Here is a 19,170-nt window from a genome sequence, read left to right as displayed (position 1 = left end):
CTGTTCGATCGAGGATCTTGCGCTGCTGCGCGAGCTCCGCCTCCGTCGTGTTGATCACAGGTTCGACGCATCAACCACGACAGGAGGGGCCATGCCCACCAAGACGCTGCAGATTCCCACCGCGGACGGTCAGGCCGACGCGTTCGCCGCCTTTCCCGATCACGGCGATCAGCACCCGGGAGTGCTGATGTACGCCGACGGCTTCGGCATCCGGCCCGCACTGCGGGAGTTGGCCCGCGAGCTCTCCGGGCACGGGTATTACGTGCTCGTCCCCAACCCCTTCTACCGGCACGGCCCGGCACCGCTGATCGAACTTCCCGAGCACATCGGAGAACAGGTCCGCCCGCAGATCACGGCCCAGCTGATGCCCCTGGTCCAGGCGCACACAGCCGACCGCGTCCTGAGCGACGCCGACGCCTACCTCGAGTTCCTCACCAGCCGGCCCGAGGTCGGCGCCGGCCCGGTCGCGGTGACCGGCTACTGCATCGGCGGTCTCCTGGCGATGCGCACCGCCGCGGCCCACCCGGGCCGGGTGGCCGCCGTCGCGGCGTTCCACGGCCCCGTGGGTGCTGACGGCCCCGACCTTTTCTCTCGGCTCACCGCAGAAGTCCACCTCGACCAGGCCCTGGATGCCGCGGGCGTCCCCTACACCTCCGAGATCTACCCCCACACCGTCCACGGCTTCACCATGTCCGATACCGACGCTTTCAGCGCCTCCGGGCTCGAGCGCCACTGGGACCGCCTGCTCCCCCTCCTGGGCCGCGCCCTGGCCGGCAGCTGAGGCTGCGGTCCGTATGCCGACCTGACACCGGACCAGCCCTGTCCGGCTTTCAAGAAGTGCTGCGGCTGGCGGCCAGCAGGGCAGGCGGATCCACATCCCCGCAGCCCTGCAGATTCTCTCGTCGCCCATGCTGCCAGAGGGTTTGAACGCGTTCAACACGGGGGGCGCTTGTCCCGCAGCACGCCGCGTCGGTGCTGCGGCCTGGATGGCGCGCCCCCGGCTGCGGAGGACGGGTTCGCCGCGGAGCTGGAACGGCCCGTCGGGCACGACGTAGCTCCCTCCGGTCAGGCCGTCGGCATTGAGGTTGCGCATGTCGAAACGGGCGAGGCGCTGGCCCTCACTGCTGACCGTCGCCACCCGCGGGTCCGGGGCGGCCCTGGGACCCCCGCGGAATCGGCAGCAGCACAGCCGTGAACTGCTTCGACAGCGCCAAGGAGGCCGGCACCTGGGCCCGCCGGCAAACCGGGCGGCTTCCCGGTGGGCGGGAAGGAGCGGAAGACCTGGATCGACGCCTACGAGGACCTCGGCCGGCGCCGCGAGAAGCGCGACCCGGGCCTGCTGCGCCACGTGTCGACCGCCGACACCGCCCGGTACCTCGAGCTGCTCCGCCGGGCGGTGGGCGACCCGCAGCTCAACTACCTGGGCGTCTCCTACGGCCTGCTGCGCATTGGGCTCGGACCGCACGGCGGCGGCCACCCTGGACCGGTTCCGCGCCCTGTGCGGCTCCGCCCCCACGGCCCGCTGCGCTTTTCCCCGGGCAGCCGGAAGCCACCCGCGACAAGTTCGACCGGCTGATGCAGCGGCTGCGGGAGCGCCCGGTGGGCCCGTGGACGTATGCCAAGGCCGTTGCCGACACGGTGAACAGCCTCTACCTCGTCAACCCCGGCTGGACGGATCTCGCGGGCCGGCTTCAGGAACTGTCGCAGGGCCGCGTGCCCCAGCCGCCCGTGAACCCGCCGCCACCCCCGGTCGCGCCGCCGAATCCGTACCTGTGCGACGAGCAGGCGGCGGCCGTGTGGTGCGCGGACAGCCCCAACCCGCGCGACCCCCGCCGTCTGCCACGGCCTGGAGGAGGACAGCGCCCGGCGCACCGGCGACGTCGAACGGCTTCCCGCCACCGAGCTGTCGCGCCGGTCGCCGTCCAACTCCCGGCATCGCCACCGCCGTCACCGCCGCCGTCACAATGGAAGCGGGTCGAGCCGCAGCCGGTGACCGGGGGCGCCTTGGCAGCCGACGGCTCTCGAAGCAGGACTGACAGTGGCAGAGAGGACATGCGCATGGGCGTTTACGTGTCGGTCAGAGGATGGCTGGAGTGCGACGCGGCGCAACTCGCCACCGTCCAAGAGATCATCTCGTCGCATGCAGACGACTACTACTCCGGCGGCTGGAGCACACCTCGGCAGCAGGTCAACTGGACCCATTACGTCTTCTACGGTGCCGACATCCGCGAGTCGGCCCTGGACTGGTTCACGGACCAGGTGAGAGAGATCGCCCGGATCCCGGCGTCAGACGACGACGGGGACCGCATTCGGGGGCTGTTCCTCGCCGGCCACGAAGTCGAGGGGACGACGGAGTGGCAGGTCCGTGACGGCCGGCTCGTCATCTCGTCCGCCGACACCAGACACCGGTACCTCGACGGATAGCCCCGCCGGACGGCACCGAGGCCCTGACCGAGAACCAGATCGCCGCGCTGCGGCGCCTCTGTCACACCAGTGCCGCGCCGCCGTCTATCGCGAGCGTGGTGCCGGTGACGTAGTCGTTGGCCAAGACGAAGAGATAGGCCGCCGCGGCTTCCTCGGCAGTGCCGACACGGCGCGTGAGCAGCTCGGACCCGGCGCCCTGGAGGAAAGCCTCCGGGTCCGGGACGCTGCCGTCCCACAGCTCGGTACGGATCACACCGGGCTGGATCACGTTGACGCGCAGAGGGGCGAGTTCGACGGCGAGGGCCCGGGACAGGGCCTCGATGCCGCCCGTGATACCTGCCGTGAGCGCGGTTCCGGACAGCGGGCGGATCGCGAGGACACCGGAGCTGAAAGTGATCGAGCCGCCGTCGCGCAGTCGCGGTGCGGCGTACTTGGCGGAGAGGAACGCGCCCCAGAACCGGCGCTCGAAAACGGCTCGGGCCTCCTGCGGGGTGGTGTCGACCAACGGCTTGATCAGCAGAGGTTCGCCCGCGGTGTAGACGAGGTGGTCGAACTCCCCGACCTGCTCGAAGAACGCGGCGATGGCGTTGCCGTCGGCGACGTCGAGGCGGCGGCCCTCGGCCGGCTCGCCCAACCGCTTCGCCGCGGCGTCCACGCGGTCCTGATTGCTGGAGGCGACCACGACGTCCGCGCCGGCTGCCGCGGCCTGTTGGGCTACCGCGAAGCCGATGCCGGAGGTTCCACCGATGATCACGATCTTCTTGCCGGCCAGAGACATGGAATCCATTCCTTCGTCGATCTCGATGCGGTGCCGGGGTTCGACAACCGCCATGGCAAGAAACGTACGCCTGCGCATCGAGACGGTGAATGACCAAAGATCTCGATTGACTGTCATATCGTCTCGCCCCACTGGCACTAGAGTGGCGCTATGGACATCTTGAGCGACACCCTCGAAGTCCTGCGCACGGGACGCCCGATGGTGACTCGCACCGACGCGCACGCCCCGTGGGCCCTGAGGTTCCAACCCATCTCAGGAGCCGGATTCCACGTGGTCGTGGAAGGGCACTGCCACCTGCTGCCACCGCACGGCCAACCGCTCGCGCTCGGCCCCGGCGACATCGTGTTCCTGCAGCGGGGCAGCGGACACACCCTGTGCGACGTGCCGGACCGCGATCCGGTGGACTTCGTACCGGAGCGGGTGGACCGTTCCTCGCCGATCGGCCAGGTCACCGTGGAGGGACCGGGGCCGCGCACGGTGCTGGTGTGCGGCGCGTACGCGATCGACGTCGATCGTCCGCATCCGCTGTTCAGCGATCTGCCGGAGGTCATCCACCTTCCCGCGGTTCCCGGCCGCCACCCGGTGCTGCGCTCGGCGGTCGATCAGCTGTGTGCGGAGTTCCACGCGCCGCAGCCGGGCTCGGACGCGGTCGTCACGGCGCTCGTCGATCTGCTGCTGCTGTACATCCTGCGGTCGTGGTACGCCGAACTCCCGAAGGAGCGGACCCGGGGGTGGGCGGCCGCGCTGACCGACCCGGCAGTCGCCCCGGCCCTGAAGGCGATCCACGACGATCCCGGGCATCCCTGGACCGTGGAGTCCCTGGGCACCCGCGCCGGGCTGTCCCGCGCGGCGTTCGCCCGCCGCTTCGCCTCGGTGGTCGGCGAGCCGCCGTTGACCTACCTGACCAACTGGCGGATGGCCACCGCGGCGCGCTTGCTGCACCGATCGCCGGACCCGCTGAGCACGATCGCGCAGCGCACGGGGTACACGTCGGAGTTCGCCTTCGCCAAAGCCTTCAAACGACACTTCGGATCGCCGCCGGGGGCCTACCGCAAGCAGGTCAAGACGGCGGGCGACGGACCAGGTGAACGTTCCACCGACACCGTGGATGCTTCCGCCTCCCTCGCGCATGGGCCAGGCACGCATCCGACCAGGGTCGGTGTATGAGGCACGGGGTCCCCGGGCCCGTCGGCGTCCTCCCACGGGCCCGGTGCCGTACGGCGTACAAGGGTGGGGGCGGCCCGGCGGGACGGTGCCGTGTGTCCGGCATACGCTGGTCGAGGAGCCGAGATCCGGGCGGCGACGCATGCCGGAAGGGGCGCCCTGATGGACGAGTACCCGCTGATCGAGAACCACGGCCTGATAGGTGACCTGCAGACCGCGGCGCTGGTGACCTCCGAAGGGACGGTCGACTGGTTCTGCTGTCCGCGCTTCGATTCGCCGAGTGTGTTCGGGGCGCTGCTGGACAAGGGCAAGGGCGGCCACTGCACGGTCCGTCCGGCCCATACGACGTACGCGACCAAGCAGCTGTACCTGCCCGACACCGCGGTCCTGGTGACCCGGTTCATGACGGAGGCGGGCGCCGGCGAGGTCGTCGACTTCATGCCGCTGACCGGCACCAAGGCCACCGACCGGCACCGGCTCGTGCGCATGGTCCGCTGCGTGCGCGGCAGCATGACCTTCGAGGTCGAAGTCGCACCCCGGTTCGATTACGGGCGCACGCCGCACGACCTTCACCTCACGGAGAGCGGGGCGGTGTTCTCCACCGGAGGGACGACCCTGACCTTGCACGCGATACGCGAACCGGAGGACGAGCAGCTGGGCCGCCTGATCGAGGACCGCGCCCAGGACCTGCACCTCACCCTCCGCCTGCAGGCGGGGCAGCAGCGCGGGCTGCTCCTGGAGTCCGCCGCCGACGGGCCGCCCCGCCAGATCCGCGTCGACGAGTACGAGGAGCTGTTCCACAGCACCATCGGCTACTGGCGGTCCTGGCTGAGCGCGTCGCGCTACACCGGCCGCTGGCGGGAGGCGGTGGAGCGCTCCGCCGTGACCCTGAAGCTGATGACCTACGCCCCCACCGGCGCCGTGGTCGCCGCCCCCACGACGGGGCTGCCCGAGCAGCTCGGCGGCGAGCGCAACTGGGACTACCGGTACACGTGGATCCGGGACGCCTCCTTCTCCGTGTACGCCCTGCTCGGCATGGGGTTCACGGAGGAGGCGAAGGCGTTCATCGCGTGGCTTGACGACCGCATCAAGGAACGGGCGGGCGGCGAGGGGGAAACGGGGCCGCTGAACATCATGTACGCGGTCGACGGCTCCTCTCAGCTGAAGGAGGAGAGCCTCGACCACTGGGAGGGCTACGAACGCTCGTCCCCCGTACGGATCGGCAACGGGGCGGCCACCCAGCTCCAGATGGACATCTACGGGGAGGCGATGGACAGCATCTCCTTCGCGCACGGCCACGGGCTCCACCTCGGGTACCACGGATGGACCGGCATGATCCACTTCCTGGACTGGCTGGCCGACCACTGGGACCAGGCCGACGAGGGCCTGTGGGAGACCCGCGGCGGCCGCCAGGACTTCACCTACGGCCGGGTGATGTCCTGGGTGGCGTTCGACCGTGCGCTGCGGCTCGCCGATGCCAGTGGCCGCCCCGTGCCGGCGGGGCGCTGGAGGGACACCCGGGACCGGATCTTCGAACAGGTCATGGTGGAGGGCTGGAACGAGGACCGCGGGGCGTTCGTCCAGCACTACGGCAGCAGGGTCCTGGACTCGTCGCTGCTGCGCATGCCCACCGTCGGCTTCCTCACCCCGCAGGACCCGATGTGGGCCTCCACCCTCGATGCGATGGAGCAGGAACTGGTCACCGACAGCCTGGTGTACCGGTACAACCCCGAGGCGTCGCCCGACGGCCTGCGCGGCTCCGAGGGCACCTTCTCGTTGTGCACCTTCATGTACGTGGACGCGCTCGCCCGGGCGGGCCGGATCGACCAGGCCCGGCTCGTCCTGGAGAAGATGCTGGGCTACGCCAACCACCTGGGCCTGTACTCCGAGGAGATCGACCCGACCGGCCGCCAACTGGGTAATTTCCCGCAGGCCTTCACCCACCTGGCCCTCATCGACGCGGCGATCACCCTGAACGCGGCTCTGGAGCGGGCCCGGCCGCACTAGCGCGCGGGCCTGCCGGTACGGAGCGCGTCAGGCCTCGTGTTGCGGGCCCTCCCGCCTCAGGTCGGCGTCGGCCAGGGGCTCCAGCTCGCCGCGGGTGTCGAGGCGGTAGAGCAGGGCGACGGCGGGGAAGACCAGGACGACGGCCACGGCGGTCACGATGATCAGCCAGTGCAGGGTGGAGGGGGCCCCCGCCGCCTCGTCCACCGTCAGCGAGCGCGGGACCAGGTACGGGTGCTGCGCCGTGCCCCAGGCGAGGACGGCGCCGGCGACGATCCCCACAGCCGAGACCCGGGACCACGCCCCGGTGGTGCGCAGCAGCAGCCAGGCCGTCACGGCGAGGGAGAGCACGGACATGACGGCGAAGAACAGGCCGGCACCGTGGGTGAGGCCGTGCCACAGGTGGGGCGCGTCGCCGTGGACGACGGCGAGGGTGACCGCCCCCAGCACGGCGACGGCGGCGAGGGCGGCCAGGGCCCGTCGCCGGAAGTAGGCGTGCAGGTCGGGGGCTCCGTAGCGGACGGCGTCCGCAGCCAGGAACACCGCTCCGAGCAGGGCTGTGGCGACGACGGCCAGCAGGCCGAACCCGACGGAGGTGGGGTTGGACCAGGCGTGCGCCGTCGGCTCGGTGCCCGGTGCGGCGCGGCCGGAGGCGATCCCGCCCACGGCGGCGCCGAGGAAGAAGGGGGTGAGGAGCGAGGAGATCGCGAACACGGCGCCGTAGACTCGGCGTCGGGCGATCCTGCGGGAGGGCTTGCGCAGGGCGAAGCCGGCGCCGCGGAGCACGATGCCGACGGCGGCGAGGGCCAGCGGCAGCCACATCGCGGAGAACACCGCCTGGAAGAAGACGGGGAACCCGGTCCACATGATGACGAGGACGAAGACGAGCCAGACGTTGTTGACCTCCCAGACGGGGGCCATGGCGTGGTCGATGAGCCACCGGGGGCGCCTTCCGCGCTCCGCGCCGCCCGCGGTCAGGTCCCAGAAGCCCGCCCCGTAGTCGGTGCCGCCGGCGCAGGTGTAGGCGGCGACCGCGAGCAGCAGGACGAAGGCGACCAGGCCCGCGGCGGTCACGGCCTGCCGTCCTCGCCCGGTGACGTGCCGTCGGCGTTCCCCGGAGCAGGGGCGCCGCCGATCGCAACGGCGGAGCGGGGGCCGTAGGGGGCGCCGGTCTCCGGTGTCTCCATCGGGCCTGCCCCCGCGCTGCGTTCGCCGTCCAGGCGCCATCGGGTGCGCATCTTCAGGAGCACGGCGAGGAAGGAGCCGAAGATGAAGACGTACACCACGACGACCAGCCCGAACATGCTCCAGAGGCCGGTGGAGCGGGTTGCGGTGACCGCTTCGGCGACCCGCATGTTCTGGTAGACGATCCAGGGCTGCCGGCCCACCTCGGTGGTGATCCAGCCGCATTCGACGGCGATGAGGCTGGCCGCTCCGGCGCAGGCGGCGCTCCGGTAGAACCAGGGCGAGGCGGGTGGCCTACGGCGTCTCCACCAGACGGCGGCGTACCAGAGGGCGAGCAGCACGAGCACCGAGCCGATGCCCACCATGATGTCGAAGGTCCAGTGGGCGATGGTGGCCTGGGCCGCGTTCGGCCGGTCGGCCGCCGGTACGGAGGACAGTCCGCGCACCTCGGTGTCGGGGCTGAAGCCGGCGAGGATGGAGTCGAGCTGGGGAATCCTGATGCCGCCGGAGACGGTCCCGTCGGTGTGGATGCGGCCGAAGAGGTACTCGGGGACGTGTGTGTCGGTGTTCCAGACGATCTCCATGGCGGCGAACTTCACCGGCTGCTTGTGGAACACGGCGCGGGCGATGGCGTCGCCCAGCACGAACTGGACCGGGGTGAAGACGGCCGCGACGGTGAACGGAACGGTGAAGCCGAGGCGGTGGTAGCGGTCGCGCCGGCCGCGCAGCCAGCCGGCGGCGTAGACACCGGCCACCACGAAGCCCGCGGTGACCAGCATCGCCACCACGAAGTGCCAGTACTGCGGCCCGAGCATCGGCGTGAAAACGGCCTTGCGCACGTCCACGTCGACGGGGTTGCCCCCGGAATCGAGGGTGAAGCCCTGCGGCGTGTTCATCCAGGAGTTCGCCGCCAGGATGCCGAAGGCACCGAGCAGCGCGGCCACCGGCAGCGGCAGCCCGAGCAGGAAGTGGGTGCGGGGCGGCAGCCGGCGCCAGCCGTAGAGGTAGACGGCGATGAGCACGGCCTCGAGGAAGAACGCCCAGGCCTCGACCCCGAAGCCGATCCCGAACACGTCGCCCCACCTGCCCATCAGACCCGGCCACAGCAGGCCGAACTCAAAGGACAGCACGGTGCCGGTGACGACCCCGATCGCGAACTGCACCGCCATGACCGCCGACCAGCGCCGCGCCAGCAGCAGCGCGGTGGCATCGCCGCGCCGCAGCCCGTACCCGTGCATGATCAGGGTGATCAGCGGCAGCGCCACCCCCATGGGCACCAGCAGGATGTGCGAGGCCAGGGTGAAGGCCATGAGCGATCGGGCCGGCAGCACCTGCGGCGGCGGTGCGTCGGCCAGCAGGCGGAGCGTGGTGTGCATGCGTGTGTCCCCGAGGGCCGGCGCGGAGGGGGGTCAGCCGCCGGTGGCGAAGCCGGGGAAGAGGGTCATTCCGCCGTCCACGTACAGCGTGGCGCCCACGACGTAGTCCAGCAGGTCGGAGGCGAGGCCGACGGCCGCGTGGGCGATGTCCTCGGGTTCGCCGACGCGCCCGTACGGGATGAGCTTCAGCAGGTCCTGCTCGGCCTGCTCGGTGTCCCAGGCATTGCGGTTGATGGGCGTCCGGATCGCGCCGGGGGCGATCGCGTTGACCCGGATCTTCTTCGGGGCGAGTTCCTGCGCCAGGGTCTCCATCATCATCTGCACACCGCCCTTGGAGGAGGCGTAGTTCACGTGCCCGGCCCACGGGATGACCTGGTGCACCGAGCTCATGCAGATGATCTTTCCGGCGGAGCTGGAGACCTCCGGGACGACCCCGCGCCGCAGGAACTCCTTCGTCGCCTCTCGGGCGCACAGGAACTGCCCGGTCAGGTTGACGTCGATGACCTTCTGCCACTGGGCGAGGGTCATCTCGGTGAAGGCGGAGTCCCGCTGGAGGCCGGCGTTGGCGACCAGGATGTCGATGGTTCCGAACTCGTCCACCATGCGGTCCGTCATGGCCACGACCTGGGCCTCGTCGGACACGTCGGCCTCGTACGCCGCCGCCCGCACCCCGAAGGAGGTGATCTCCTCGACGACCTTCTCGGCGTCCTCCCGTCCGGCCACGTAGTTCACCACCACGTCTGCCCCGGCCCGGCCCAGGCCGATGGCCGTGGCCTTGCCGATCCCGGAGTTCGCACCCGTCACCAGTGCCTTCTGGCCCCGGAGCAGGTTCGCGGGGATCGCACCCCGGGGTACGCCCTCGGTGGAACTCACGACTGCCTGCCTCCTCCGCACCGCCACCCCGCACCGTCCTGGCGACGGCGCCCGGACGGGTCCGGCGCCACCCAACCACCGCGTCCGGTGCGTGGCGGTCCACCGCGAGGCGTTTTGCTCCACCCGGCGCCGGATCTTCGCCCGGTCGGCGGTGCCCCGCGGTGGGTCAGGCCATGCGTTCGAGGAGGTGGTCGCCGACGCGCAGGGCGTTCGCGATGGCGGTCAGGGACGGGTTGACCGCGCCGATGCTCGGGAAGAAGCTCGTGTCGACGACGTAGAGGTTGTCCAGTTCGTGCGCCTTGCAATTGAGGTCCAGGGCCGAGGAGGCCGGGTCGGTGCCGAAGCGGACGGTTCCCGCCTGGTGTGCCGTGGCCCCGATCGGCATGCCCTTGTGCAGGTAGAGGCTGTGGTCCAGCAGGTGGTGTTCGTGCATGCCGAGATGGCCCAGCATGCCTTGGAGCTTGTGCTGCAGCCGCTTCAGTCCGGCCGTGTTGCGGGTCTCGTCGAGCGCGAGGTGGATGCCGCCGTCGCCGTCCAGGGTGACGCGGTTGTCGGGCAGCGGCAGGTCCTCCCCGCACAGCCAGAAGTCCACCGAGTGGTGGGCCATGACCTCGAAGGGCATGTCGGGGGTCGCGGCGCCGGCCCAGCGCGGGGCCTCGCCGTGGATCTGCTCGGCGTCCGACTTGCCGAGCATCTGGATGCCGCCGAGGGGGTAGTCCCAGTCGTCGGCGCCCAGGTACCAGTCGTGCAGGGCGAGGGTCTTCTGGAACTGCGTGTCGTTGGGTTCCTTGGACACGGCCATCAGGGCCAGGTTGTTGTGGCGCATGTAGAACCGCCCGACCACGTCGGAACCGTTCGCGAGGCCGTGCGGGTGCCGGTCGTTCGCCGAAGCCAGCAGCAGGACCGCCGAGTTGACCGCTCCGCAGGCCACGACCACCACGTCGGCCGAGTACCTCGCCTCCTCGCCGCCGGCCAGCCGGGCGACGACCGTGGTGACCGTGCGCCCGGCCGGGTCGGTGTCGAGCCGCAGCACATGGGCGTTCGTGACGAGCTCCACGTTGGGGTGGCTCAACGCCGGTTCCACGCAGACCACCTGCGCGTCCGACTTGCCGCGCACCAGGCACGGGAAGCCGTCGACCCGGTTGCAGCGGATGCATGCGCTGGACGGGGTCGCCCGGCCGGCCGCGTCCTGATCCAGGTCGACACCGATGGGCAGGTGGAAGGGGCGCAGGCCCTGTTTCTCCAGGTCGTCGCTCAACTGCTGGATCCGCGGCTCGTGTTCCACCGGCGGGTACGCGTACTGGGCGCTCGCCGGACCCTCCGAGGGGTCCTCGCCGTGCCGGCCGTGCACCCGGTAGAGGTGCTCCGCCTGGGTGTAGTACGGCTCCAGGTCCTCGTAGCGGATCGGCCAGGCCGGGGAAATCCCGTCGTGGTGGCGCAGCTCCCCGAAGTCCTGCGGGCGCAGCCGGAACAGCGCCGCGCCGTAGAACTTGGTGTTGCCGCCCACGTAGTAGTTGACCTCGGGCGGGAAGGCACGGCCGTGCTGGTCGAACCAGAACTCGGGCGCGCGGTACTTCCCCTTGACGAACACGGCCGTGGAATCCCAGTTGTCACGTTCGCGGGGGAGGAAGCCGCCGCGTTCGAGGATCAGCACCCGCTTCCCTGACGGAGCCAGCCTGTGGGCGAGCGTTCCGCCGCCCGCCCCCGTTCCGATGACGATGACGTCGTAGTGCGGAGCGTCGTTCACGGCGACCACCGTCCGTCCTCGGGTTGCGGTGCGTGCGTGCCGCCGCCCGGCGGGCCTGTCGCGGCAGGGTCCCCCTTATCCCCCTTCGAACGTATACGCCCCGCGCCGGTGGGGCACCCCGGAGGGGCGGGGCGGCCCCTCGCCGCCGCACGGCCCCGTCACAGGACGGCGATGGGGTTCACCGGGGAGCCGGTGGCACCCGGCAGCCGCAGCGGCGCCACTGCGCAGAGGAACCGCCAGCGGCCGAGCTCCGCGCAGGCGCGGGCCAGCCCCTCCAGGTCCAGGTAGTCCATCAGGTGCATGCCCAGGGCGTGCAGCGCCAGGACGTGCACCGGGAAGGGGACGCCGGTCACCGGGCTCGGGGCCGTGTCGTTGTTGCCGTCCGAGCCGAGGACGGCGACGCGTCGTTCGGCCAGCAGCCGCATGCCCGCCGGATGCAGGCCCGCCCGGGCGTGCGCGGCGTCCCACGCGCCCCTCTCCCCCCGTCGGCGGCGGTGCCCGACGCGTACGAGCAGCAGATCGCCGGGTTCGACCCGGACGCCCTGCTCCTCCTCGGCCGCCGTGAGGTCGTCGGCGGTCACGCTGTCGCCGGGCTCCAGCCACGGGACGCCGCGCAGCCGCGGGACGTCCAGCAGGACCCCGGGGCCGACGATCCCGTCGCGCACCAGGTCCAGGGTGATCCCGCGGGCGCCGCCGGCCGTCAGGCGGCCCTCCGGGAGGCCGCCGTGGAGTTCGCCGTCGAACACGACGTGGCACAGCGCGTCGAGATGGGTGTGCGCGTCCCCGTGCACGTTCATGGCGAACCGGTCCAGGGCGAAGTGCACCCCCGGGGCTCCGGTCTCCGGCGCGATCGGCGCGATCGGCGCGATCAGGCGGTGCACGGCGGGCTGCGGATCGTCCGGCCCCGCCCACGTCTCGATGGGGGCGGCCAGCGACACCGTGCGCCCCTGGCGCACGCCGGCCGCGGCCGCGGCCACACGCTCGGGGGTCAGATGGGCCAGCGCTCCGCGTCGGCGCTCGTCGCCGGTATACGCCCGCCGGAGCAGCTCGGCGTGGAGAGAGCGGAAGGCCGCCTCCGCCATGGGAGGCTCAGCCGTCCGGTCGGGCGTCGGGACGTCGGTCACCTCGGGTCCTCCCGGTCTGCCGAAGGATCCGCCCCTGAAGGCTCCGCGCCCGAGAGCTCCCTCTCCTACTCTCCGCCGCCCCTGCGGCCCGCGCATCCCGAGCGGTGGGACGAGGCGGGCAACGCACGGCGGCGAGAACGGCTGACTCTTCGGCCCGAGGATCGACCGCCGCGGCCCGACCAGCGGTTGGACCGAGCGCCGGCCCGGCGCTATCCGGAGAGTTCGGCCCGCCACTGCCGCGGCCACTCGCCGGACGGCGGAGGATCTCCCTCGATGCCGAGGTCACGCCGTGCGCTCTCGTAGAAGGCATCACGCGCCGAGCTCGCCAGCCGGTGCGCCTTGGCCCACATCTCGGCGTCGACCGGCCCCTCCCGTACGAGCACCTCTATGGTCCAGATCGTCTCGTGCCAGCGCCGCGCCGCCGCGATCGCCGCCGCGTCCCCGACGAGCAGGACGGATTCCCACTCGGTCGCGCGGCGGGACTCCGCATCGGCGAGCAGGGGCAGACCGTCGGCCGGCTGCAACGGATCGGCCACGTCGGCGAACCCCAAGGCAGCGCCTATGCGTTGAGCGACGCGAAGTTGCGCCTTGAGGGCGCCGGCGTAACGGCCGTACGTCTCGAAGCGCTTCTCGTCCCACCGCGCCTCCCGCTGCCGCTTCCACCGCCGACGCTCGGTCAGGCTCTGCACGGCGTACGAGCCGATCGAACCGACCACGACGCCCACCAGAGCGGACAGCTGATCCAAGAACGCCACAGTTCCTCCCCCATCGGTTCCCTGATCCGCACGCTCATCGCTGCACGACCGGGCAGCCCTACCCGCCTTCGCCATGGAACACCGCCACTCGGCGAGATGCCGAAGGGTACGCCCGGCCGGCCGGCGACGGCGGAACGGTCTGCCCTGCGGGGTGATGCGCGATGATGTTCCCTACTATCGTCGGTAGTTGATGTGCGGAACCGGTTTGGGGGGCCTTGCCTGTGAACGATGCGGTCGAGCTGGCGGACATGATCACGCAGTTGCGCCGGGAGCTGAGCCGGGCGATGTCCGACGGGGAGGACTCCGACCTGAAGTTCAAGGCGGAACGCGTGGAACTGGAACTGACCGTGGGAGTGGAGCGGACCAGCGAACCGGGCGTGAAGGTGAGGTTCTGGGTGTTCGACGCCGGCGCCTCGGCGAAGCGCTCGGCCACGGTCACCCAGAAGCTCTCGCTGACGCTCCAGCCCGTGCGGGCGGACGCGCCGGAGCAGGTGGCCCTGATCTCCGGGGACGAGCTGCTCGGTGAGGACTGACGCGGCCGCCGGGCACGGCGGTCTGGACCCGCACCGCATCGCCGAGGTCATCGTCACCACCTCGGCCGGAGGCGGGCGGCGCGGCTCGGGGTACCGGGTCGGTGGGGCGGCGGTGCTGACCGCTTTCCACGTGGTGGCGGGGGCCGCGGCGGTGCGGGTGCGTTTCGACGCCGACCGGCCGGGCCAGTGGGCCGCCGAGGCGGAGCTCGCCTGGTCGGATCCGGCCACCGACGTGGCGGTGCTGGCCTTCACGCCCCCGGCGGGCGCCGCGCCCGTGTCGCCCGCGCGGTTCGGCCGCATCGGCGACGACCGCCACGCCGTCATCGACGTCCACGCAGCGGGCTTCCCCCTGTGGAAACGCCGGCGGGGCGCCGACGGCCGGCAGTTCCGGGAACTGCACCAGGCCGACGGGACCGTGGCCGCCCTGTCCAACCTGCGTACCGGCACCCTCGAGATCACGGTGCCGGTGGCGGCCGCGGACCCCGACCCCGCCGTGTCACCGTGGTCCGGCATGTCCGGGGCCGCCGTATGGGCCGGGCCGTACCTCGTCGGGGTGGTCGCCGAACACCACCGCGGAGAAGGGCTGGGCCGGCTGACCGCGGTCCGCATCGACCACACGCTGCACGGAGTCTCCGAGGCCCGCCGGGCGGAGCTGGCCGCGCTCTTGGCGATCCCCGATCCGGCGGCGCTGCCGGACGTGGGCGCCGAGCCGCCCGGCCCGGACGAGCCGTTCCCTCCGGCCACCTCGAAGGTCATCGGGCTGCCGGTCGCACACGGACTGGAGCTGTTCAAGGACCGGACCGAGGCACGGGACCTGATCGGCCGCCACCTCGCCGACCCCGCCATCCGCATGGTGACCGTCACCGGACGCCGCGGCATCGGCAAGAGCGCGGTCGCCGCGAAGGTCATGGAGATGCTGGAACGCGGCGAGTGGCCGGGCCACGCGCAGGCGCCGCTGCCGGCGGGCCTCGTCAACCTGAGCACCCGCACCTCCGGGGTCTCCCTCGAACGCCTCTACTTCGACTGCGCCCGCGCCCTCGGCCCCGCAGACGAAGCACGCCTCCTGGAAGTCTGGGCCACCGACCGGCCCGTCCCGGACAAGATCGGCGAACTGTTCGCCGCGATGGGTGACCGGCTCTTCGTCATCCTGGTCGACAACCTGGAGGACCGGCTCCTGGACGACGGCCGGCTCGACGACGAGGAGCTCGACGCCTTCTTCGACTGCCTCTTCAGGGCGCGGGCCACGCCTCGGCTGCTGATCACCTCACAGCTGCCGCTGCGGCTGCCGCCCGAGCTGCGCCGGTTCGCCGCCGAGGTCGAACTGTCCGACGGGCTGCCGCCCGCCGAGTCCGTCGCGCTGCTGCGCGAACTCGACCAGGACGGCAGCCTCGGAGTGGCGCAGCTGTCGGACGAGCAGCTGCTCCGGGCGGCGGTCCGCGTCCACGGGGTGCCGCGGGCACTGGAGCTGCTGGTGGGCGCGATGGCCGACGACACGCTGATGCTGCCGACCCTGGAGGACGTGCTGGAGGACTTCACCCTGCGCGGTGACGTGGTCGCCGGCCTCGCCGAGGACCGCTACCGGCGCCTCGGCGCCGACAGCCGCAGCGTGCTGAACGTCCTCGCAGTGCTGCGCACCCCCGCCCCGCGGGAGGCCGTCGAGTGGATCACCGGCGGCCCCGCGCCCGCCCTCGACGCGGCCGGCGCCCTGTCCCGCCTGCTGAGGATGCGCATGGTGTCCGTGGACCGGGGCACCCGTACGTATGCGCTGCACCCGATGGACGCCGACCTGGCGTACGGCGCCCTTCCCGACGAAGGGCCGCTGGGGCGGAAGGCGTTGGAGCTGCGGGCGGCCGAGTGGTACGCGCGGACCGCCCCGCCGCGCCCGGACTGGCGCACGCTGGACGACGTACAGGCGTACCGGCGGGCGTTCGACCACCGGGTGCGGGCCGGGGACATGGACGGTGCCGCGCTGGTCCTCGGCGCCATCGGGGAATGGATGGTCTGGCACGGCTCCGTGCTCGCGGCGATCTCGATGCACCTGACACTGGAGGAACAAGTGACCGACGACCGGGCACGTCTCGCCCATCTCATCGGCTTCGGGCACGCCCGGTTGACCGGCGGCCCGCTGCCGCACGCCCTCGAACTCTTCACGGAGGCCGCCGAGGTGGCCGAGCGCCTCGAAGACCGCCGGGTGCTCCAGGAAGCCATGTTCGGCCTCGGGGACGCGCACCGACAGCTGGGGCGCCTGGGGGACGCCACCGGCCCGCTGGCCCGAGCCGCCGAGCTGGCCCGGCAGAACGGCGACACCGGAGCCGAGGCCCACGCCGTCCTCAGCCTCAGCCTCGCCCACAGCACCCTCGGCGACGGCGAAGCCGCCCTGGCGGGCGCCGACCGGCTGGGCGAGCTCGCCGCGGCTTCCGGGGACCGGCTCACCGAGGCCCGCTCCTGGAACGCCCGGTTCACGGCCCTGCTGACGCTGGGCCGCTGGGAGGAGACCATCGCGGCGGGCGGCGAGGCCGTACGCGCCTATGCGGCCGCGGGCGTCCCGGAGGCTACGGACTACGCGCTGAACGCCCAGGGCGTGGCCCTGCTCGCCCTGGGCCGGCCCGAGGAGGCCCTGGCCGTCCTCGCGGAGGCGCTGACCGCGGCCTCGGCCATGGAGAATCCGCGGACCGAGGGCGTCTGCCTCTACAACACCGCCTGGGCGCACTGGACCCTGGGCCGGTACGGGCAGGCTGCCGAGACGGCCGAGCGCGCGGCCGCCTCCCTGGACCGCGCCGGGGCCGCCGAGGCCGCGGCGGCGCAGGCGCTCGCCGAAGCGGCCCGGGCCAGGGCGGTGCCGGCCCCGCGTGATGCCGCCGACGCCCTGGACCGGGCCGCGCAGGGCGCCGGACGCAATGCGGAGATGGTCCGTCCGGCCTGGCTCACCGCGCAGGCGCAGCACCTGCGCGAGGACGCCTGAGGGCGCCCGCCGCACTCCCCTGGCGGCGGGCCCTCCGGGAAGGCGGGCCCGGCCCGCCACCACCGCCCCCGGCCGGACGGCCGGGGGCTCGGTGCTTCCTGAAGCAGTTCACCGTGCCGGCGTACGAGACCACACCCCGCTTCACCGCCGTTTCGGGCCCCACCCCAGAACAGCGTCGCCGCTTCCGCCGGGCGTACGCGTTGCCCCTGGGTCTACGAGCTCACCTGATGTGGCCTAATGGGCGCATGACACTGGACGAGGGCCGGCGCGTGCGGCTGGCGAGTGAGTTGCAGCTGCCGCTGGCCGGTGGCCTCGACGGCCCTTCCCTTCTCCTTGCAGCAGGCAACGAGGGCACCGTCGAGCGCGTCACCGAGCACCCCCGCGAGGAGACGCCCGAGGCGCGCGAATACCTCCGGCTCGTGTCTCTCCTCGACGCCTACGGCCCCCAGATGCCGCCCGCCAGCAAGAAGCAGCTCGAGGAGCAAGTAGGGGCCTTGGAGCCGGAGTGGCGCGCGTACGAACAGCGTCGCAGCCGGGTGACCGTGCGCGTCCGTCTGGACAACGGCTTCGTTCTCGACGACGCGGAAGAGGGCCTCTTCGCCCCTCTGATGCCCTGACCTTTCGGTCCCGGCACCTCCCGCCCGATGGGAATGAGCTGTTTCACGACCTGCCTGCCGGACGCCGGCCGGGCCGGTCGAGGGGGTGAGGGCGTACGGTGCTGATGTGATCACAGGGGAGAAGACGACGGGGACCGCGTTGCTGCTCGCGGCTGCACCGACAGGCAAGGGCCGGCTCATTGACGCCACCGATGCTCTGCCCACCCTCGCGGCTGTCCCGCCCAGTACCTTGACCCGGACTGCGGCGGGCACGATCGTCGAACTTGCCGACCCGGCGGACCAGCAGACCGTTCTCACCCGCGTACGGGCGGCTGCCGCCGCCCCCGGACCGCTGAGCCTCCTCCTCGCCGGGCAGCTGCACATCGACGGCAAGCAGGGCCGAATCCACCTTGCCCTGGCCCGGACCACACCGGCGACCCTGCGGTACACCGCGCTGCCGTGGGAGTGGCTGGTCAACGAGCTCAAGCCACGCCGCCCGAACTGCACCAGAGCGATCGTCGACCTGATCGCCGACCCCGATGCGTGGCGGCAGATCCGCGCGCACGGCCTCACCCTCGGCCCCGGGGTGTCCCTCTACGGCCGCGTGGCGCCGGCGCTGTCCCGTCGCCGGCTCGCCCGGCCGGCCTATTTGAAGGCTGTGGCCGGCACGTGGCGCAGCGGTCTGACCCCGCCGCTGCCTGAGCTCCACGCGAAGGCCGCCGCCGAAGCCTGCCATGACGGGGCGCTCTTCCTCGCCGTCGACAGCATGCCGGCTCCGGTTCCGGCAGGTACCACGGCGGCGCCCCTCGACGGTGCCGCTGAGGACCCGCTGCCCGCGATCCTCGCCGCCGCGCACGCGGGGCGGCACGGTGAAGCCGCCTCGCTCGCCGCGCGATGGGAGGCCTGGGCGCTGCAGACGCATGGTCCGGGATCCGCGCAGGCCATCCACTGGCTGGAGGTGCGGGCCGATCTCGCCCACCTCGCCGACGATCCGGGATCAAGCTGCGAGCTGTGGATGGCGGCAGCCGGCGCCCGCCTCGCTCGCCACCAGGCCCCGGATGCCCCTGCAGTCCAGGCCGCAGTGGACCGTGCGCACCACCAGTGGCAGCAACTCCGGGACCCGCAGCGCGCTCGAGATCTCGGCCCCCGCCTGGTCTCGCTCCGACGCAGTGTCCCCGGACAGCGACCGGGAGCCACGGAAGCCGTGCAGCGCCGGCTGGAGATGCTGCACTCCATGCCACGGGCGCTCCCCTGACGGGAATGCCCCGGGGGCGCCGTACGTGCGGGCGAGCGCCGCCAGCGGACGGCAGGGCACGGCTGGTCTTACGATCATGGCCTTGCGACCCGATGAGTTCTACGACCACGCACGTGCGGCTGCGGATGACGAGCTCCGGCTTCCGTTGGCAAGGATGACCGGATGGGACGTCAGCCCCTTCGAGGCGGACGGACTACGCGTCTGCGCACTCCGCCCGCCGGTTCTGCCCGAGGCGCGACGGCACGGCGAAGACCCGGCGGACTGCGACGAGTGCCGCTCGCGCAACGAAGGCATCTGGCTCGACGACCGCTGGCGACTGGCCCGGATACCGGGCGTCGGCGTGCCACTGGTGCTGATGCTGTACCCGCGCGACCACCACGACATGGCAGATCCG

At 72.1% G+C, this 19,170-nt stretch carries 16 protein-coding genes and 1 pseudogene; 10 read left to right on the top strand and 7 right to left on the bottom strand.

The features are described 5' to 3' along the window. The first annotated feature begins 91 nt into the window (after positions 1-91). The 3 genes from ABZ924_RS30985 (at position 92) to ABZ924_RS30975 (ending at position 2,424) form a co-directional block, all read left to right on the top strand. Entirely contained in the window at positions 92-781 is a 690-nt protein-coding gene (locus ABZ924_RS30985) for a dienelactone hydrolase family protein (RefSeq protein WP_361917054.1), read from the top strand. 477 nt (positions 782-1,258) lie between these two features. After that, positions 1,259-1,576 carry a hypothetical protein gene (locus tag ABZ924_RS30980; protein ID WP_361917051.1) on the top strand — a complete coding sequence of 106 codons (318 nt, stop codon included), beginning with the start codon at positions 1,259-1,261 and terminating at the stop codon, positions 1,574-1,576. A 494-nt stretch (positions 1,577-2,070) separates the two neighbouring features. Further along, positions 2,071-2,424, top strand: coding sequence for a hypothetical protein (locus ABZ924_RS30975; protein WP_361917048.1), 354 nt, complete (start codon positions 2,071-2,073; stop codon positions 2,422-2,424). Between the two features lie 61 nt (positions 2,425-2,485). On the opposite strand, the gene ABZ924_RS30970 is transcribed toward ABZ924_RS30975, so the two are convergent. Beyond that, a complete protein-coding gene (locus ABZ924_RS30970) occupies positions 2,486-3,256 on the bottom strand; it encodes an SDR family oxidoreductase (protein WP_361917045.1) in 771 nt (256 codons plus the stop codon). Positions 3,257-3,352: 96 nt separating this feature from the next. Between ABZ924_RS30970 and ABZ924_RS30965 the strand changes: the two genes are divergently transcribed. Then, positions 3,353-4,369, top strand: a complete 1,017-nt coding sequence (locus ABZ924_RS30965; RefSeq protein WP_361917042.1) for an AraC family transcriptional regulator — start codon at positions 3,353-3,355, stop codon at positions 4,367-4,369. 159 nt (positions 4,370-4,528) lie between these two features. Further along, on the top strand, positions 4,529-6,373 hold the full coding sequence (locus ABZ924_RS30960) for a glycoside hydrolase family 15 protein (protein ID WP_361917039.1): 1,845 nt from the start codon (positions 4,529-4,531) through the stop codon (positions 6,371-6,373). A gap of 27 nt (positions 6,374-6,400) precedes the next feature. On the opposite strand, the gene ABZ924_RS30955 is transcribed toward ABZ924_RS30960, so the two are convergent. From ABZ924_RS30955 to ABZ924_RS30930, 6 genes are all read right to left on the bottom strand, one after another. After that, complete coding sequence (locus ABZ924_RS30955; protein ID WP_361917036.1) at positions 6,401-7,444, bottom strand: cytochrome d ubiquinol oxidase subunit II; 1,044 nt, start codon at positions 7,442-7,444, stop codon at positions 6,401-6,403. Next, entirely contained in the window at positions 7,441-8,931 is a 1,491-nt protein-coding gene (locus ABZ924_RS30950; RefSeq protein ID WP_361917033.1) for a cytochrome ubiquinol oxidase subunit I, read from the bottom strand. Before ABZ924_RS30950 ends, ABZ924_RS30955 begins: the two co-directional genes overlap by 4 nt. A 33-nt stretch (positions 8,932-8,964) precedes the next feature. Further along, positions 8,965-9,804, bottom strand: coding sequence for an SDR family oxidoreductase (locus ABZ924_RS30945; RefSeq protein WP_361917030.1), 840 nt, complete (start codon positions 9,802-9,804; stop codon positions 8,965-8,967). Between the two features lie 166 nt (positions 9,805-9,970). Beyond that, positions 9,971-11,551: a GMC family oxidoreductase gene (locus ABZ924_RS30940; protein ID WP_361917027.1), complete on the bottom strand. Its 1,581-nt coding sequence runs from the start codon at positions 11,549-11,551 to the stop codon at positions 9,971-9,973. A 158-nt stretch (positions 11,552-11,709) separates the two neighbouring features. Further along, complete coding sequence (locus ABZ924_RS30935) at positions 11,710-12,633, bottom strand: cyclase family protein (RefSeq protein WP_361917086.1); 924 nt, start codon at positions 12,631-12,633, stop codon at positions 11,710-11,712. 251 nt (positions 12,634-12,884) lie between these two features. Continuing rightward, positions 12,885-13,430 (bottom strand): hypothetical protein, encoded by a 546-nt coding sequence (locus ABZ924_RS30930; protein WP_361917024.1) that lies wholly within the window; start codon positions 13,428-13,430, stop codon positions 12,885-12,887. Positions 13,431-13,651: 221 nt separating this feature from the next. Here ABZ924_RS30930 and ABZ924_RS30925 point away from each other — a divergent pair, with 221 nt between their 5' ends. From ABZ924_RS30925 to ABZ924_RS30905, 5 genes and pseudogenes are all read left to right on the top strand, one after another. Continuing rightward, positions 13,652-13,963 (top strand): trypco2 family protein, encoded by a 312-nt coding sequence (locus tag ABZ924_RS30925; protein ID WP_361917022.1) that lies wholly within the window; start codon positions 13,652-13,654, stop codon positions 13,961-13,963. Beyond that, complete coding sequence (locus tag ABZ924_RS30920) at positions 13,953-16,925, top strand: trypsin-like peptidase domain-containing protein (RefSeq protein ID WP_361917019.1); 2,973 nt, start codon at positions 13,953-13,955, stop codon at positions 16,923-16,925. Before ABZ924_RS30925 ends, ABZ924_RS30920 begins: the two co-directional genes overlap by 11 nt. A gap of 245 nt (positions 16,926-17,170) precedes the next feature. After that, the gene (locus tag ABZ924_RS30915) at positions 17,171-17,542 is read left to right on the top strand and encodes a hypothetical protein (protein WP_361917016.1); all 372 of its coding nucleotides are present in this window, start codon (positions 17,171-17,173) and stop codon (positions 17,540-17,542) included. Between the two features lie 106 nt (positions 17,543-17,648). Then, a complete protein-coding gene (locus tag ABZ924_RS30910; protein WP_361917013.1) occupies positions 17,649-18,776 on the top strand; it encodes a hypothetical protein in 1,128 nt (375 codons plus the stop codon). 154 nt (positions 18,777-18,930) lie between these two features. Continuing rightward, positions 18,931-19,170, top strand: a pseudogene (locus ABZ924_RS30905) (hypothetical protein); the annotation flags it as partial.

The organism is Streptomyces sp. NPDC046876 (assembly GCF_040645035.1).
GTDB lineage: Bacteria > Actinomycetota > Actinomycetes > Streptomycetales > Streptomycetaceae > Streptomyces.
Note: the sequence above shows the minus strand (reverse complement) of the source record. Positions and strands in the feature narration are given on the sequence as shown.